The sequence below is a fragment of the Kitasatospora sp. NBC_00374 genome (assembly GCF_041434935.1).
Classification (GTDB): domain Bacteria; phylum Actinomycetota; class Actinomycetes; order Streptomycetales; family Streptomycetaceae; genus Kitasatospora.
The window spans coordinates 8,783,529-8,797,144 of the sequence record NZ_CP107964.1 but is presented as its reverse complement, the minus strand read 5'-3'; the positions used below and the strand labels follow the sequence as shown (position 1 = coordinate 8,797,144).

Genomic DNA, 13,616 nt, shown 5'->3' with positions numbered 1-13,616 from the left:
CGGGCGGCTGACGAGGCCCGGTCCCGACCAGTCAGGAGCAGACATGAACAAGATCAAGGCCGCCGTCACGGCCGCCGCCGTCCTCGCCGGAATCGGGCTGAGCGCGGCTCCCGCGTCGGCAGGTGACATCGGTGTCCCCGCCACCCCCGCGCACTGCGGCAACAAGCAGTTCGGCGGCACCTTCCTGTGCGGCGGTGCCTACGGTGAGGGCGGGACCTACTTCGGCTTCCGGGACGGCACCAGCGAGATCTTCGTGATCGGAACCGACCACGCCGTGTGGACGCGCTGGACGATCGGCAGCTCCGGCAAGCTGAGCGCCTGGACCTCCATGGGCGGCTATTTCACGAGCAAGGTCGAGATAACCCGCCAGACCCTCGGCGGCGCCTTCACCATCACCGCACGCGGCAGCGACAACCGCACATGGTCCCGCGACCGTGACCAGAACGGGAACTGGAGCGCCTGGTACACCCACGGCACGTCGTCGGCCGGCACCGGCAACGCCTGATCGTGGTGGGGGGTCCCGGAGAATCGGTCCATGACCGCTCCGGGGCCTCCCCCTCGCGCGTCGGGTGCACGTGGATCTGGCGCGGGTGTGCGCGGCCGGCTGCCGCCGTCGGTGGGTTCCGCAACACCTGGCGCGGGCAGTACCGACCGCAGGAGCGTGTCCGTCCGTGGCTCTCGCCGTCCATCGGTGCCTGCCCACCAACGGCGACAGCCGGCACATCACCGGCGGCGGGCACGGGTACACGCCCGGCACGGCCGGGTCGGACCGGCCGCCGGGTGTGGCGTACCTGGAGCAGATCGCCCGCGGTGCCGAGTAGTACCCGGGCCTCCCACCCACCCGGGAGCCTCGCCTGCGAGGGTGCGGCGTCGTGTCCGCGGTCGCCGGACTGCCGGCGTGAAGAGGTTCACGCGGCGTCCTGTCCGATCGGCCCCGAGCGCGCGGAAGGGATGGGGGACCCGAGGGAGTCCCCGTGGACCTGATGCTCACCCAGCCCGACTCCCCCGAGTACGTCCTGTACGCGTTCGCCGGCGAGCTCGGCGTGATCACGACCGACAGCGTCGGGGGACGGCCTGAGCGCCGGCACCATCGCCCTGCTCACCGCCGCCTACTTCCCCGACGAGTACCGCCTCACCGTGACCCGCCTCTACCGCCGCCGCTACGGCCGGGCCTGGGAGCGGCTGGTCTGACGCACAGCCCGACCGGCGACGCCGCCCCGCGCCGCGAACGAGAACGGTCCGCCCCGTACTGCTCGCGGGACGGGCCGGTGCTTCTCAGTGCAGACGGGACCGTACCGCATCAGACCGGCCGACAGCCCCCGCGCGAGGAGGCGCCCGCCTGTCGGCTACGGCTCGGCGGGAGCGCCGTTGCCCCCGGCCCGGCCCGCGGCGCCGAATCGCCACGCCTCGATGTCGCGGTAACGGATCGGCCCAGGGCCGCGGCCGATGTTGCTGCCGACCAGGTGGAGACGCTCGGTGCGCCACGGTCGGCCCACGAACCCGGAGAGCCCGGCCGCGGCCTGCGGCACGCTGGTGGAATCGTCGCGACGGGACCGCGCCAGGGTCAGATGGGGGCGCAGCGGGCGGTTGTTGAACTCGATCCCGCAGGACCTGGCCAGGTCCCGGACGTCGGCGGCGAGCAGGTGCAGTCCCTCCAGGTCCCCGTCGATCCCGCTCCACAGCAGTCGCTCGTCGAAGTGGCCGCCCCCACGCAGCCCCAGCTGCAGAGCGGGGTGCGACGCCGCCCGGCCGGCCAGCACCGACCGCAGCAACGGCACTGCCGTGGAGGGCAGCTCACCGAGGAAGGCCAGAGTGATGTGCCAGTCCTCGATCCGGTTCCACCGCAGCCGCGGGTACCTGGTGTAAGCGGGCTGCAGGACCCGGGCCAGCTCGTCCTTGGCGTCGTCGGGCGGAGCCAACGCCACGAAGACACGCAGGGTCGAGGGCTCGGGGGGAACGTCCACCAGGGATTTCTAGCACCCCACCAGCGTTCCCGGCCGGGGAGGAGACCCGCCTGCGGCGCAGCCACCCGGCAGCGCCGGTCAGGACGGCGTGCCGGCACCGTCGACCGGAACGTCGCCGACACTCCCCGGCTCCCCGCCGCGCCGCGCCGCGGCCGACCGACGGAAGCACCGGCCCGGACAGCGTCCACCAGGCGCCGCACACCGGCACCGGCGGGGGCCGGGGAGTCAGGACGGCGTCGGGGCAGCCTCCCAGGCGAACCCGTCAGGGTCGGTGAAGGTGCCGGCGGTGCTGCCGAGGACGATGCGGTGCGAGCCGGCGCCGTCGGCGGGGACACCGAGGTCCTTGGCAAGGGCACGGCGCTTGTACAGCGCCAGCTTGACGGGGCCGGACTGTCCAGGGGCGAACTCGGTGTACTTGCCACCGAAGCTCTTGGCCACGGTCAGGCCACGGCCGACGTAGGACTGCTTGGTGGCCTTCACGTCCTCGACTCCGAGCAGCAGGACGACCTCGTCGATCTCGCGGGTGGCGGGGCCCGTGTCCTTCTTCGCCGAGGTCGCGATCTTCCAGATCGTCCCGTCCGGTGCCTGGACGACGCCACCGTAGCCCCACAGCGACTTCGCGGCAGGCTTCAGCACCGTGGCGCCGGCGGCCACTGCGGCGCCGACGAAGCCATCAACGGTGCCCGGCCCGGACACCGTGAGCGCCAGAGTGAAGCCGCGGAATCCGTTCGAGTGCGCCTCGGACGCCCGCAGGCGTATGTACGTGTCCACGCCGAAGTCGCTGTAGAAGCGGCGGGCAGCCTCAAGGCCGGCCACCTCGACGGTGACGGACACGAGGGATGTGTGGGCTGTGGTGGAGGTGGTGGTTGCCATGACCAAGACGCTAGGAGGTGCACAGCCACCAGGGCTTCTCGAATCCTGACCGGTCCTGAGACCTGGTTCAGAGCGGGACCCCGCGGTGTTCAAGGACGGGGAGGATGTCAACCGGTGGACCACCGCCCGCCGGCACCTCGCCACCACGGCGGACGAGGCCCTCCCCGGGGAGAACGGCGTGGCCGCCCACAGCGCCGTGCCCGTCCCGTTCGCGGCCGCCGCAGGGAGTGAGGCCGTACGGATGGGATGACCGCTTACGGCTCCCGGGCCTACTCGTCCCTGCCCCGGACCCGACCGGACAGACACCGTCCCAGTGCCCCGTCGTGGTGCCGGGAAGCCCCGCGACCCCGGCGTTACCGCCTCGGGATGTCCCGCACGAGCCGCTCCCGCGCCAGGTGCGCGGCCCACACCTCGCCCGGCGCGGTCCCCGGCCAGACGATGGCTTCCCCGGTGGCCCGGGAACGGCGTCCTCGTTGCGCAGGGCATGAAGAAGATCACCGCGCTCGGCGCGGAGGACTCCGACGTCCACACCCCCGCCGGATGGAAGCCGCTCCCTGCGGGCACGCGCCGTGACCTGCTGCTCGGTCCGGCGCGGGCCCTGGACGCCGGGCCGGGGAGCGGCCGAGAGCAGCGCAGGGCGGCCGGGACGATGGGGCGGTGACCGAACTCTGGCGGCCGGCGGACTCCCGACGCCGCAGACATCCCCGACCACGTGACGCCCAGCGTTTGACCGGGGGTCGAGTCGGGCGTGCGATGGAAGGTGGGCGGGGCGGGTGCGGGATGCCCGTTCCGCGGCGGACCGGGACGGAGGCGCAGCCATGTACGTCCGCACCATCTACCTGACCGGTGATCCGGCGCTGGCCGACAAGGCGCTGGAGGGGCTGAAGGCGGAATCCGTCGGACTGCTCTCCGGTCAGGCCGGCTACCGGGGGTTCAGCATCTTCTCGGACCGGCGGCTCGGAAAGATCCTGCTGGGTTCGTGGTGGGAGAGCGCGCAGAACGAGCGGGACAGCTACACGGCGCTGCACGACCAGCGCCAGGAGCTGCTGACCGTATTCGGCGGCACGATCAGCGTGGCCAGCTGGGAGGCCGCAGTGTCCCGCCGGGGCGACGCGCAGCCGGGGGCGGGGTTCCGGCTGGTACGCCTCGGGTTCGACCCGGCGGCGGTCGACCGGCTGGTGGAGGCGTTCGAGGCGACCGCGCTGCCCGGGCTGGAGTCACTGGACGGGTTCGTCGGCGGCGCACTGCTGATCGACCGGACGCGCGGAACCGGGAGCGTCGGCGCGATCTTCCGCGACCGGGCGGCGCTGGAGGCCACCCGGGGAGCGCAGGCGCGGCTCCGCTCGAAGGCGGCGGAGGCGTCGGGCGTGCAGGTGCAGACACTCGAGGAGTTCGACGTCGAGCTCCTCGACCGGCCGTAGGCCGGCAGGGGCTCGGGAACCGCGGCAGCCGGCTGCCCGCCCGCTCCCGGCACCCGGCCCGCGACGAACCGGACCGGACGACCGGACCGGACCGGACGCAGCGCGGTCGGGGGCGTCCTGGGGCCCCGGTGGGAAGGGCGCAGCGCAGCGGGCCCCCGGCCGCCCCGGCGCCGGGCGCGGAGCAGTTCGCCGTCCGGCGCGGGCGCGAGCACCTGCTCGACGTCGGCCGGGTCCACGCCGTCTTCGTCGCCGACGCCCGCAGGCGGGGCGAGGCCTGCGGCCCGCTCGACCTCCTCCCCGCCGTCGGCACCGAACAGACCGCGGCACAGCTGTGTGGATGGCGGGGCGTTGCTGGTCATGTCTGGGGGTCGGGATCGAGCTCCTTGACCAGGAAGACGGCGGGGTCTGCGACTTGGTGTTCGGCGCCTGTGTCATCGGTGTAGAAGTAGCGATCCAGGTAACGGACGGTGGGCCGGTACCCCAAGCGGGCGTAGAGTGCTGCGGCTCGCGGATTCCCGTGATCGTCGACTCCCAATCCGATCAGGCGTGCGCCTCGTTCGGCAGCAAGCTGTTCGGCGTGGCGGATCAGGGCGCTGCCTGTCCCGCGGGACTGCAGCGCATCGACGACGTGCAAACCGTTGATCTCCGGGCAGCCCGCTATGACGGCCCGCACTTCTGGTGCCGCGCATCCATCCCAACGGACCTCGCAGGTTCCGGCCAGCCGGGCGGCGTCCAGCCAGGCCACCAGGAACGTGCTGGTTCCCGCGAGCTGTCGGGCGAACCGCTGAGCGTGGTAGGAGATGGCGCTCGAGGAGGGCAGGCGCTCTTCCAGCGCATCCAGATCTTCTTGTCGGCAGGCCTTGATGTGCATGGGCATCATGATGCTGTCCCGTCCGGCGCGGAGACGACGCATTTTCGCCGGTGGGCTCGGTCGAGCTGTCCCGGGCTGACCCTGCCGTGTCGGCGGGAGTTTCCGGAGTCACCGACGGCCGAGGAAGATCCTTCGGGTCAATCGGTTGGGAGTACTCGCAGACCGCGGCGTCACGGAGTGAGTTTGTAACCGGCCGTACGTGGGGAATGCGAGCTGGACGCCGTCACAGTGGTCGCGGGGCGGGGTCCAGTGGTGACTGAGCCTTCCCCCGGGACGTGAACACCGGAGTTTCATGCGGCGAGGGTGATCCTACGGGACGCCGCTGTCTGCTGTTCGAACTGGATCGGGCTGAGGTAGCCGAGCGTGGAGTGGCGTCGGCGGAGGTTGTAGAAGGAGATCCAGCGGAACACATCCAGCCTCGCCTGTTGCTGGCTGGCCCAGCGCGCTCCGTGCATCAACTCCCGCTTCATTGAGGCGAAGAAGAAGGTGGGCGGGGCGGGTGCGGGATGCCCGTTCCGCGGCGGACCGGGACGGAGGCGCAGCCATGTACGTCCGCACCATCTATCTGACCGGTGATCCGGCGCTGGCCGACAAGGCGCTGGAGGGGCTGAAGGCGGAATCCGTCGGGCTGCTCTCCGGTCAGGCCGGCTACCGGGGGTTCAGCATCTTCTCGGACCGGCGGCTCGGGAAGATCCTGCTGGGTTCGTGGTGGGAGAGCGCGCAGAACGAGCGGGACAGCTACACGGCGCTGCACGACCAGCGCCAGGAGCTGCTGACCGTATTCGGCGGCACGGTCAGCGTGGCCGGCTGGGAGGCCGCGGTGTCCCGCCGGGGCGACGCGCAGCCGGGGGCGGGGTTCCGGCTGGTGCGCCTCGGGTTCGACCCGGCAAGGCGCCCCGGGAGCGCCGATCTGACGCCCACCAGGGCGCGGGCGCATGGTCAACAGCCAGGTCAGGGACGGGCGGTGACGATCCGCAGGTCCCGCTGATCGGTGGGCCGGCTCCCGGCGGCTCCTGTCGCGCCGGGGTGGTCGGGGGCCGGTGGCGGGGCGGTCAGGGTCGGCGGCCGGATGCAGGGCGCGGGGGCGGCGTGCGATGGGCCAGTGTGCGGCGGGCCGGTGTGCGCAGCGTCGGCCACCCGGTGGTGGGTGGCGGCCGCGACGGTCCGCGTCTTCGGCCCGGCCAGAGGTCGGGAACGCGGCCGAGTCGGGCGGGACGCCACGTCCGGGGGCGGCTTGGTCCACCGGCCGGAGAGGGGCGGAGAGGGCAGGATTCGAACCTGCGCGGGCCCCGAAGGGCCCTGCTCGGCCGTTGCCGGCCAGGCACCCGATGAACCGCTCCGGGCACCTCTCCCAGCCAGGGACCCTCGCGTTCCCTGACGTGCTCTCAGGATGGCCCGGCGGCCTGACCGGGCACTGACACCCGACTGATCCGGGCCGCGCCCCGAGCAGGCGCAGCGGGACCGGCCGGGGCGGGCTGGTCCGGGCCGGCACCGAGGGCAGGGCCCGGCGTGAAGGCTCGGGGCGCGGCCGGACGCGGAGCAGCCAGGGCAGTTGGCGGCCCCGGGGGTGCTGGGTGGGCCCGCCACGTGCAGGGCCGGGTCCGAGGTCGGGGCTCGCGTGCGGCCTGTGGGCGGCCGAGGTGAGGGGCGCAGGGCGCTCACCGGGACGGCGTGGCGGGGAGGTTGCGTGGTGTGCGGCCCGCGCCGGCGGGCGGAATGCCCGACCGGCCCCTATGTTGGGGATGAAATAGCACAAAAACCCCATCGAATTCGGTTTTGGAGTCGTCGTCATGAACAAGGGGCAGCTCGTGGAGGCGGTGGCCGGGCAACTCGGCAGCCGCAACGCCGCCGAGGACGCCGTGGACGCGGTGCTCGACGTCATGGTCCGCGCGGTGGTGGCCGGGGAGCGGGTGCAGGTCACCGGGTTCGGCACGCTGGAGATGGTCGAGCGCGCCGGCCGCTACGCCCGCAACCCCCAGACCGGCGAGCGCGTCAGGGTCAAGAAGACCACCGTGCCCAGGTTCCGCCCCGGCCAGGGCTTCAAGGACCTGGTCTCCGGCGCGAAGAAGCTCCCCAAGGCAGGACCCGCCGTCGCCAAGGCCCCCAAGGGCTCCCTCACCACACCCAAGGCCACCGCCGGCTCCCCCGTCGCGAGGAGGGCCTCCACGAAGCGCCCCACCGCCACCGCCGCGCCGGCGGCACCAGCCAAGAAGACCGCCACCAAGAAGGCCACGACCACGGCGAGGACGACAGCCACCGCCCCTGGGACGAAGAAGACGACCGCCCCCGCCAAGAAGACCACCACCGCCAGAAAGACCGCACCCGGGGCGGGCAAGAAGACGACCACGCCCGCCAAGCGGACCACCCGCCGCGCCACCACCTGACCCGAACGGGCGCCCCGGCCCGGCACGAGCCCCGTGCCCGCCATGCGGTCGATCGCGCCGACGGCGGGCCCGGCACGCCGGGCTAAGACGAACGCCGAGCCCCCGCTCCACCGACTTCCAGTCGAGCGGCCGCCGGTCCCCCCGCCAACCGGTCAGCGCGACGACTTCCTCGGCCCACGACGGCTCATCGGATTCCACGGCACGGCATCTGGCCCTTGATCTGATCGTCGCGGACCGCGCCGAGTTTGCCAGCCCCGCTCCCTGTGACGGGCCCACGGTCCGGCTCCTCCAGTGGGCCACGACTTCGGCCGGACACCCGTTCTGCTGGCTCGTGGAACCTTCGGACCCGGACCAGTGGCCGGTCTTCACTCGTAGCGACAAGTGGGATCCCTGGGAGCGCTTCGACTGTTCCTCGGCGGAATTCATCCATCGGATACTGACCGATCCGCAGCACCCCTACTCCCTCGCGGAATATTTCGAGACGCCCTGGTTCACCTCTGCCGAGCAGGTCGAACAAGCCGAGGCGGACTTCTGGGACTCCCTGGGGTCTCGGTGAACGGTCAGCCGAGCCAGACGATGTCGATGACGTGGAGGCGCCCGGCCATCCGGTTGACCAGGTAGACCAGGCTCAGCTGCCCGATGGAGGCGCAGCGCACGTCTTCGCCTTCGGGGTCGGTGGCGTCCCACTGGGGCCAGCCCCAGGGGGTGCGGGAGGCGATGTCGAGGAGGTCGCCGACCATCTGCTGGGCGTGCGAGGGGAGGTTGACGAACGTTTTGCCGGCGTTCGGGGACAGGCGGGCGGGCCAGACCGGGTCGCTCACGGGCGGGTTCCGAGGAGGTCGGCCAGGTCGGTGCCGTCCTCGTCGTCCATGCCGGCGGCGACGAAGGCGTCGACGGCGGGTGCGCTGTCCAGGCGGACCTGCCAGGTGCGTACGACGTCGTGCAGTGGGGAGAGGTCGTAGGTCTGGCGGGAGTCCTCCAGTGCCTTGGCCCAGTCCCGCTCGAACGCCGGCAGCCACCGGGCGGTGCGCTCGGGGCGCTCGGCGCGGATGCGGGCCAGCAGCCGGGCGGCGGCGCGCGGGGCCGGGGCGGGCGGCGGGGCTGGAAGATGCTCGGGCTGGGCGCTCACTGGGGGTCCTCCACTTCGTCGTCCGTCACGGTACGGCAATCGGGTGCAACCGGTAGCGGGCACAAGGGGATTCTCCCGCCGTCGGTCGATTCGAATGCGCCGGACGGCCGCCCGCCCGACCGGACGCCGGGCCGCGTTTCGCACCCCGGGAACGGGCGCAGGTCCGTGTCCCGCCCTGGCTCACCACGGCGCCGCCGGGGCCCTGGGAATTCCCCGGTCCTGTGACTGAGCGCTTCAGTCGGCGAGTTGAGCATCTGCCGGGCCGGTTCGCGCAGGTCGATGGTGGATTCGGCTCGCCGCGCGCGTACGCCTCAGAGCATCCGCTCGGCCGTTGCCGCCCGTGCTCGCAGCGCGTCGGCCTCCTCGTGCTGCCCCTGGGCGGCCAGGATCCGTGCCCGGTACTCCATCGCGTACCCGTCGCCCAGCTCCTCGGCGTGCAGGAATGCCTGTACGGCCCGCTCCAGGTCGCCTCGGTCCCGGAAGGCCACCCCCAGCGCGGTGATCGGGAACGCCTCGTCCTGCGCGAGGATCACCGACGCCCAGCGTTCGACACCGGCCGCATCGCCGCGGTCGAGCGCCTGCTTGACGAGGCCCAGCATGGCGTCCGGATCGCCGAGCGCCGCGGCCTTCTCCCAGACCACCTGTGCGCGGTTCGCGTCACCGGCCACCGCGTGCAGCATGCCCAGGTTGTAGGCGGCGACCGCGTTCCCGGCTGCCCACGCCCGGCCCCACCAGTGCAGCGCGCCGGCCCGATCACCCTTCAGGTACAGGGCCGCCGCCAGGCTCCCCATCGCCACGTCGTCGCCCAGCTCCGCCGCGACCGTCAGCTCGGCCAGCTCCTCGTCCGGCGGCATCCCGGCCCCGCCGACCGGCAGCCGGACCGACACCAACTCCTCGTTCGGCTGCGACCGCCGACGGAACCACCAAGCCATCAGCAACCACCCCAGCGGCACAGCCGCACCGATCCCCGGCGTGCGGGCAAGCGAACACCTGTCACCCGGCGATCATGCCAGGCCCGTGGAAGGAGGCCGTGGGCAGCCCGCAGGCGCTACGGCGGTCAGCCGTCGGCGGTGCCGTCCGTCCGGTGCGCGAGCCCGGACGGCTCGTGCGAGGGCGGTGGCTCGCTGGGCCGTGGCGTCGGTTGCGATGCACGGTGGCGGGTGGGGAACGCCGAGGTCGTCAGCCCGGTGCGGTCCCTGGGCGGGGTGCCGGCGATGGCGTCGGTGCCGGTGCGGCGCTTCGCTCGGCGGGCCCGCCGGCGGCGCCGTCGCGGGTTGGAGTGCCTGGCTGGTGGGTTGCGCAGCACTATGTGCAGGGGGGCGGTCGAGACCGACGTGGAGGTGGCGATGAGGGTCGTGTTCGTGCACGGGGCGTGCGTGCGGGACGGGGCGTGGTGGTGGCACCGCACCGCCGAGCTGCTGCGGGAACGGGGGGTGCCGAGCGTGGCTCCGGCGCTGCCGAGCTGTGGCGAGGCGGGCCTGCCCGGCGGCGTCGGCGGTCCGGGGCTGCCCGAGGATGTTGCCGCGGTGCGGCAGGTGCTGCGGGCCGGCGACGAGCCGACCGTCGTGGTCGCCCACAGCTACGGCGGCATCGTCACCGCGGAAGCCGCTGCGGGAATCGGGTCGGTGCGCCACCTGCTGCTGGTCTCCAGTTACCTGCCCGAGGTCGGGCAGAGCCTGTCGGAGTTCGGGGACGGCGGCCCCGCCCCGTTCCTCGACGTCGACCCCGACGCCGGCACGTTCGGGGTCCGGCCCGAGCTGCTCGTGGACACGTTCCTGCAGGACTGCGACCCCGAGGTCCAGGCGCAGGCGGCGGACCACCTCGCCCGGCAGAGCGTGCAGGTGACCGGGCAGCCGGTCGGGGCGGCCGCATGGCGGCTGTTGCCCTCGACGTACCTCGTCTGCGCTCGGGACCGGGGAACCCCGGCGCCGCTGCAGCGCGAGTTCGCCCGCCGGGCCGGCAGCGTCGTCGAGCTCGACGCCGGCCACCACCCGTTCCTGTCCCGGCCCGCAGCGGTCCGGGACCTGCTGCTGACGCTGTGAACAGCGGTGCGCCGGGTGGGCGGACCTCCGCCCTTCGCCCCGGACCGCTACCAGGTGCGGGTGTGGGCCAGTAGCGTCGCCGCGGATTCCTCGGCGAGGTCCTCGGCGTACGGCGGCAGCGGGCGGCCGGCGCGCAGATGTCGGCGGACCACGGACAGCGGAAGGTCGATCAGGGCCAGGATGACGCGGTCGCGGTCCTGGGTGCCGGCCGCGCCGAGTGCTTCGGCGAGGGTGGCAAGGGAGCCGAACACGCGCTGGTTGCCCAGGTCCGCGCGTTCCTTGTGTTCCTCGGACCAGTCGGCGCGGCCGAACTCCTCGGGCCCGTACAGGAGGAGCGAGGCCTCCTGCGGGTGCGCGCGACTCCAGGAGACGACGTGCCGGGCGGCGGCACGGGCGGCGAGCCGGGGGTCGGGGTCGCTGCCGAGCGCGGCGAAGTACCCGTCCTGGAAGCGCTCGACACTGCGCAGCCACACCTCGGCGAGCAGGGCCGGCCGGCCGGGGAAGCGGTGGTACACGGATCCGCTCGGCGCGCCGACCGCCTGGGCGACGGCGGTCATGGTCACGTCGGCCGGGCCGCCGGCGGCGGCGAGGAGGACCGCGGCGTCGAGGATCTGACCGGTGTCGAAGCGGGGTGGTCGAGCCATGAATCAGAGGGTAACCTCCAGAACAACTAGAGAGAGTTCTCTAATTTACGTCCGAGGGAGACCCATGCCCGTCTACAACGTCCACGAACGCGTGCTGACCGCCGAGGCGAGCGAGGTGGGCGCGCTCATCGACAGCCTGTCCGGCGGGACGGCCGACCGGCCGGACATGCTGTGGCCGCACTCGAAGTGGCCCGCGGTGCAGTTCGACCGCCCGCTGGCGGTCGGCGCGGTGGGCGGCCACGGACCGGTCCGCTACACGGTCGCCGCGTACGTGCCGGGCACCTGGGTACGGTTCGCCTTCAGCGGGCCGCGCGGCTTCGACGGCTTCCACGAGTTCGCGGCGCTGCCGCTCGACGGGGAGCGCACGGTACTCCGGCACACCCTCGCGATGCGGACCGGCGGCCCGGCACGTCTGAGCTGGCCACTGGCCTTCCGCTGGATGCACGACGCCTGCCTGGAGGACGCCCTGGACCGCGCCGAGGCGGCCTGCACCGGCACGGTGTCCCAACCGTCCCGCTGGTCCCCGTACGTCCGCCTCCTGCGCTCGCTCGCCCGCTGACGACGCGACCCCGCAAGGGGTCGGTGATCGTAGGCGGTCAGCGGCGCAGGACGGGCCGGCCGTGCGGTCGTCGTGCCGGATCGCGGCGGTCGGCCAGGGGATGCGCTGCGCGAGTTGTGCACCCGCCGGGCCGGCGGCGGCCGACCGGCCCCGCCGGCCTACGGGGTGTCCTGCGACACCAGGTAGGCGTCGTACTCGATCACCGAGGGCACCGGCACGTTGAGCTTCCCGGCCGACTCGGTGAGAGTCTCCTCCTGGCCGAGGAGTTGCCCGGACACCGGATCGACGATGAACGTGTACCGGGTCGGCAGACCGCCGGCCGCCGAGTCCGCGGAGAAGGCGACGCCCGGCCTGCCCGCACGGTCGACCACCTCCCCGGTCACCGCCACTTCGGGCAGGTCGGCCAGCAGCCGCAGGAGCGCGGCCCGCTGCCGGGGCGACAGGACCCGTTGGGTGACCAGGTCGTGGACCGCCTGGGAGGCGCCCAACGGCCCGTCGATCCCCGGCGTCCGACTCCGCAGCCAGGCCCGCAGACCGTCCGCGGTCACCGGCACCGGGCCCTGCAGCGTCGCATCCGCCGTCTGCTCGGTCGCCGAGCCCGGGCCGTCGTCCAGGAGGAACCGCCTCAGCCGCGCGCCCTCGGGTGACCGGACCAGGTCGAACTCCTCCGGCACCACCTTCGAGAACGATCCGCCGGAGTCCGTCCTCGTCCACAGCGCCCACTGCCGCCACCGCAGATGCGACCGCTCCCCGCCCGGGCTCTCCGGGAGCGTCTCGACGCGCCGCGCGATCTCCTCCAGCTCCGCCGCCGCGCCACGGCGGGAGTCCTCGGCCGCCAAGTGATAGGCCAGCGGCGGCGGGGTCGCAGCGAAAGCAACGGGCGTCGCGCCCGGCCACACGGCCACGGCGCCCGACACCACTGCCGCCACCGCCAGCGCGGCCACCGCCGGACGCGACCGGAAAGCCGCGCGGGCCGGTGCGCGCCGAAGGGCGGGAACCGGTGCGTCCCGGAGGATCCGCTCCAGGCCACGCTCGGCCGCCTCGGTGCCCGGCGTGACTCCCGCTGCGGGGTCGGCGGGGCCCATGAGGTTCCTGACGCTCCTGCTCGTGCTCATCCTGTTGCCCCCACAGCCTCTCGACCGATGGTCTCCGGTGTCTCTCCGGCGCCGCCGACGGTCTCCAACGCCCGGGCGAGCCGCGCGCGGGCCCGCATCAGGCGCACCGAACAGGCAGGCGCGGAGCAGCCCAGGACCCGGGCCGCCTCGCGGACCGTCAAGCCCTCCCAGCCGATCAGCGCCAGCACCTCCTGGTCCGAGGTCCGCAGCGCCGCCCAGGCCCGGTGCACGACGTGACGCTCCGTCACCGCCTCTCCGACATCCCGGGCGGTGACGGTGGCGTCGACGGCCAGATCGCGGTGCAGGTCCTCGGCGCGGCCGACCGCGCGCCGGTGGTTGGCGACCGTGTTGCGGGCGACCGTGTAGAGCCACGGCAGCGGCGCCCCGGCCGGCAGCGTGTCCATGCGGCGCCACGCGACCGCGAACACCTCCGCGGCCAGGTCCGCCGCGTCGGCGGCGCCGACCCGCCTGATCATGTAGCGATACACCGCGCCGTAGTGCTCGCGGTACACCCCCCGGAACTCTTCCCGCTCCCCCACCGTCACCCCTCGACCGATCGCTTCACCCGGTCTATGTGTGACCGGCCCCGGATCTAACACCTATCCGACCTCGTT

General features: G+C 73.3%; 18 protein-coding genes, 1 tRNA gene and 1 pseudogene. 9 read left to right on the top strand and 11 right to left on the bottom strand.

The features are described from left to right. Positions 1–43 precede the first annotated feature (43 nt). Positions 44–505: a hypothetical protein gene (locus tag OG871_RS38640; protein WP_371493557.1), complete on the top strand. Its 462-nt coding sequence runs from the start codon at positions 44–46 to the stop codon at positions 503–505. 166 nt (positions 506–671) lie between these two features. Beyond that, positions 672–818 (top strand): annotated as a pseudogene (locus OG871_RS38635) (alkanesulfonate monooxygenase); the annotation flags it as partial. A gap of 528 nt (positions 819–1,346) precedes the next feature. On the opposite strand, the gene thpR reads toward OG871_RS38635, so the two are convergent. Then, positions 1,347–1,964 (bottom strand): RNA 2',3'-cyclic phosphodiesterase, encoded by a 618-nt coding sequence (thpR, locus tag OG871_RS38630; protein WP_371493558.1) that lies wholly within the window; start codon positions 1,962–1,964, stop codon positions 1,347–1,349. A gap of 225 nt (positions 1,965–2,189) precedes the next feature. Then, on the bottom strand, positions 2,190–2,837 hold the full coding sequence (locus OG871_RS38625; RefSeq protein ID WP_371493559.1) for a glyoxalase: 648 nt from the start codon (positions 2,835–2,837) through the stop codon (positions 2,190–2,192). An 85-nt stretch (positions 2,838–2,922) separates the two neighbouring features. Here OG871_RS38625 and OG871_RS38620 point away from each other — a divergent pair, with 85 nt between their 5' ends. The 3 genes from OG871_RS38620 (at position 2,923) to OG871_RS38610 (ending at position 4,258) form a co-directional block, all read left to right on the top strand. After that, positions 2,923–3,087, top strand: a complete 165-nt coding sequence (locus tag OG871_RS38620; RefSeq protein ID WP_371493560.1) for a hypothetical protein — start codon at positions 2,923–2,925, stop codon at positions 3,085–3,087. Between the two features lie 234 nt (positions 3,088–3,321). Beyond that, the gene (locus OG871_RS38615; RefSeq protein ID WP_371493561.1) at positions 3,322–3,498 is read left to right on the top strand and encodes a hypothetical protein; all 177 of its coding nucleotides are present in this window, start codon (positions 3,322–3,324) and stop codon (positions 3,496–3,498) included. A 157-nt stretch (positions 3,499–3,655) separates the two neighbouring features. After that, the gene (locus tag OG871_RS38610) at positions 3,656–4,258 is read left to right on the top strand and encodes a hypothetical protein (RefSeq protein ID WP_371493562.1); all 603 of its coding nucleotides are present in this window, start codon (positions 3,656–3,658) and stop codon (positions 4,256–4,258) included. 355 nt (positions 4,259–4,613) lie between these two features. Here OG871_RS38610 and OG871_RS38605 read toward each other — a convergent pair whose 3' ends face one another. Beyond that, positions 4,614–5,129, bottom strand: a complete 516-nt coding sequence (locus tag OG871_RS38605) for a GNAT family N-acetyltransferase (RefSeq protein WP_371493564.1) — start codon at positions 5,127–5,129, stop codon at positions 4,614–4,616. A 290-nt stretch (positions 5,130–5,419) separates the two neighbouring features. Continuing rightward, positions 5,420–5,599 (bottom strand): IS3 family transposase, encoded by a 180-nt coding sequence (locus OG871_RS38600; protein ID WP_371493565.1) that lies wholly within the window; start codon positions 5,597–5,599, stop codon positions 5,420–5,422. A 74-nt stretch (positions 5,600–5,673) separates the two neighbouring features. On the opposite strand from OG871_RS38600, the gene OG871_RS38595 reads away from it, so the two are divergent. Then, positions 5,674–6,117, top strand: coding sequence for a hypothetical protein (locus OG871_RS38595; RefSeq protein ID WP_371493566.1), 444 nt, complete (start codon positions 5,674–5,676; stop codon positions 6,115–6,117). A 269-nt stretch (positions 6,118–6,386) separates the two neighbouring features. Here OG871_RS38595 and OG871_RS38590 read toward each other — a convergent pair. Further along, a tRNA-Cys gene (locus OG871_RS38590) sits at positions 6,387–6,481 on the bottom strand. A gap of 438 nt (positions 6,482–6,919) precedes the next feature. Between OG871_RS38590 and OG871_RS38585 the strand changes: the two genes are divergently transcribed. Continuing rightward, entirely contained in the window at positions 6,920–7,513 is a 594-nt protein-coding gene (locus tag OG871_RS38585; protein WP_371493567.1) for an HU family DNA-binding protein, read from the top strand. 560 nt (positions 7,514–8,073) lie between these two features. Here OG871_RS38585 and OG871_RS38580 read toward each other — a convergent pair. The 3 genes from OG871_RS38580 to OG871_RS38570 all read right to left on the bottom strand — a co-directional run bounded on the left by OG871_RS38580 (position 8,074) and on the right by OG871_RS38570 (position 9,574). Then, the gene (locus tag OG871_RS38580) at positions 8,074–8,334 is read right to left on the bottom strand and encodes a hypothetical protein (RefSeq protein ID WP_371493568.1); all 261 of its coding nucleotides are present in this window, start codon (positions 8,332–8,334) and stop codon (positions 8,074–8,076) included. Beyond that, positions 8,331–8,642 carry a DUF6247 family protein gene (locus OG871_RS38575; RefSeq protein WP_371493569.1) on the bottom strand — a complete coding sequence of 104 codons (312 nt, stop codon included), beginning with the start codon at positions 8,640–8,642 and terminating at the stop codon, positions 8,331–8,333. The genes OG871_RS38580 and OG871_RS38575 overlap by 4 nt, the downstream gene beginning before the upstream one ends. A 311-nt stretch (positions 8,643–8,953) precedes the next feature. Continuing rightward, complete coding sequence (locus tag OG871_RS38570) at positions 8,954–9,574, bottom strand: hypothetical protein (RefSeq protein ID WP_371493571.1); 621 nt, start codon at positions 9,572–9,574, stop codon at positions 8,954–8,956. Between the two features lie 414 nt (positions 9,575–9,988). Here OG871_RS38570 and OG871_RS38565 point away from each other — a divergent pair, with 414 nt between their 5' ends. After that, the gene (locus tag OG871_RS38565) at positions 9,989–10,684 is read left to right on the top strand and encodes an alpha/beta hydrolase (protein WP_371493573.1); all 696 of its coding nucleotides are present in this window, start codon (positions 9,989–9,991) and stop codon (positions 10,682–10,684) included. Positions 10,685–10,731: 47 nt separating this feature from the next. Here OG871_RS38565 and OG871_RS38560 read toward each other — a convergent pair whose 3' ends face one another. Continuing rightward, positions 10,732–11,328: a TetR/AcrR family transcriptional regulator gene (locus OG871_RS38560; RefSeq protein WP_371493574.1), complete on the bottom strand. Its 597-nt coding sequence runs from the start codon at positions 11,326–11,328 to the stop codon at positions 10,732–10,734. Between the two features lie 64 nt (positions 11,329–11,392). Here OG871_RS38560 and OG871_RS38555 point away from each other — a divergent pair, with 64 nt between their 5' ends. After that, positions 11,393–11,887 carry an SRPBCC family protein gene (locus tag OG871_RS38555; protein WP_371493575.1) on the top strand — a complete coding sequence of 165 codons (495 nt, stop codon included), beginning with the start codon at positions 11,393–11,395 and terminating at the stop codon, positions 11,885–11,887. 158 nt (positions 11,888–12,045) lie between these two features. Here OG871_RS38555 and OG871_RS38550 read toward each other — a convergent pair whose 3' ends face one another. Beyond that, on the bottom strand, positions 12,046–13,002 hold the full coding sequence (locus OG871_RS38550; protein WP_371493576.1) for a hypothetical protein: 957 nt from the start codon (positions 13,000–13,002) through the stop codon (positions 12,046–12,048). Further along, positions 12,999–13,541: an RNA polymerase sigma factor gene (locus OG871_RS38545; RefSeq protein WP_371493577.1), complete on the bottom strand. Its 543-nt coding sequence runs from the start codon at positions 13,539–13,541 to the stop codon at positions 12,999–13,001. Before OG871_RS38545 ends, OG871_RS38550 begins: the two co-directional genes overlap by 4 nt. Positions 13,542–13,616: the final 75 nt, after the last annotated feature.

What these genes read in the sequence shown, in the direction of transcription:
- OG871_RS38570 (WP_371493571.1), bottom strand. Translation starts at nt 9,574, where the DNA reads ATGGCTTGGTGGTTCCGTCGGCGGTCGCAGCCGAACGAGGAGTTGGTG.
- OG871_RS38555 (WP_371493575.1), top strand. Translation starts at nt 11,393, where the DNA reads ATGCCCGTCTACAACGTCCACGAACGCGTGCTGACCGCCGAGGCGAGC.
- OG871_RS38625 (WP_371493559.1), bottom strand. Translation starts at nt 2,837, where the DNA reads ATGGCAACCACCACCTCCACCACAGCCCACACATCCCTCGTGTCCGTC.
- OG871_RS38615 (WP_371493561.1), top strand. Translation starts at nt 3,322, where the DNA reads ATGAAGAAGATCACCGCGCTCGGCGCGGAGGACTCCGACGTCCACACC.
- OG871_RS38565 (WP_371493573.1), top strand. Translation starts at nt 9,989, where the DNA reads ATGAGGGTCGTGTTCGTGCACGGGGCGTGCGTGCGGGACGGGGCGTGG.
- OG871_RS38595 (WP_371493566.1), top strand. Translation starts at nt 5,674, where the DNA reads ATGTACGTCCGCACCATCTATCTGACCGGTGATCCGGCGCTGGCCGAC.
- OG871_RS38605 (WP_371493564.1), bottom strand. Translation starts at nt 5,129, where the DNA reads ATGCACATCAAGGCCTGCCGACAAGAAGATCTGGATGCGCTGGAAGAG.
- OG871_RS38585 (WP_371493567.1), top strand. Translation starts at nt 6,920, where the DNA reads ATGAACAAGGGGCAGCTCGTGGAGGCGGTGGCCGGGCAACTCGGCAGC.
- OG871_RS38560 (WP_371493574.1), bottom strand. Translation starts at nt 11,328, where the DNA reads ATGGCTCGACCACCCCGCTTCGACACCGGTCAGATCCTCGACGCCGCG.
- OG871_RS38550 (WP_371493576.1), bottom strand. Translation starts at nt 13,002, where the DNA reads ATGAGCACGAGCAGGAGCGTCAGGAACCTCATGGGCCCCGCCGACCCC.
- OG871_RS38640 (WP_371493557.1), top strand. Translation starts at nt 44, where the DNA reads ATGAACAAGATCAAGGCCGCCGTCACGGCCGCCGCCGTCCTCGCCGGA.
- OG871_RS38600 (WP_371493565.1), bottom strand. Translation starts at nt 5,599, where the DNA reads ATGAAGCGGGAGTTGATGCACGGAGCGCGCTGGGCCAGCCAGCAACAG.
- OG871_RS38610 (WP_371493562.1), top strand. Translation starts at nt 3,656, where the DNA reads ATGTACGTCCGCACCATCTACCTGACCGGTGATCCGGCGCTGGCCGAC.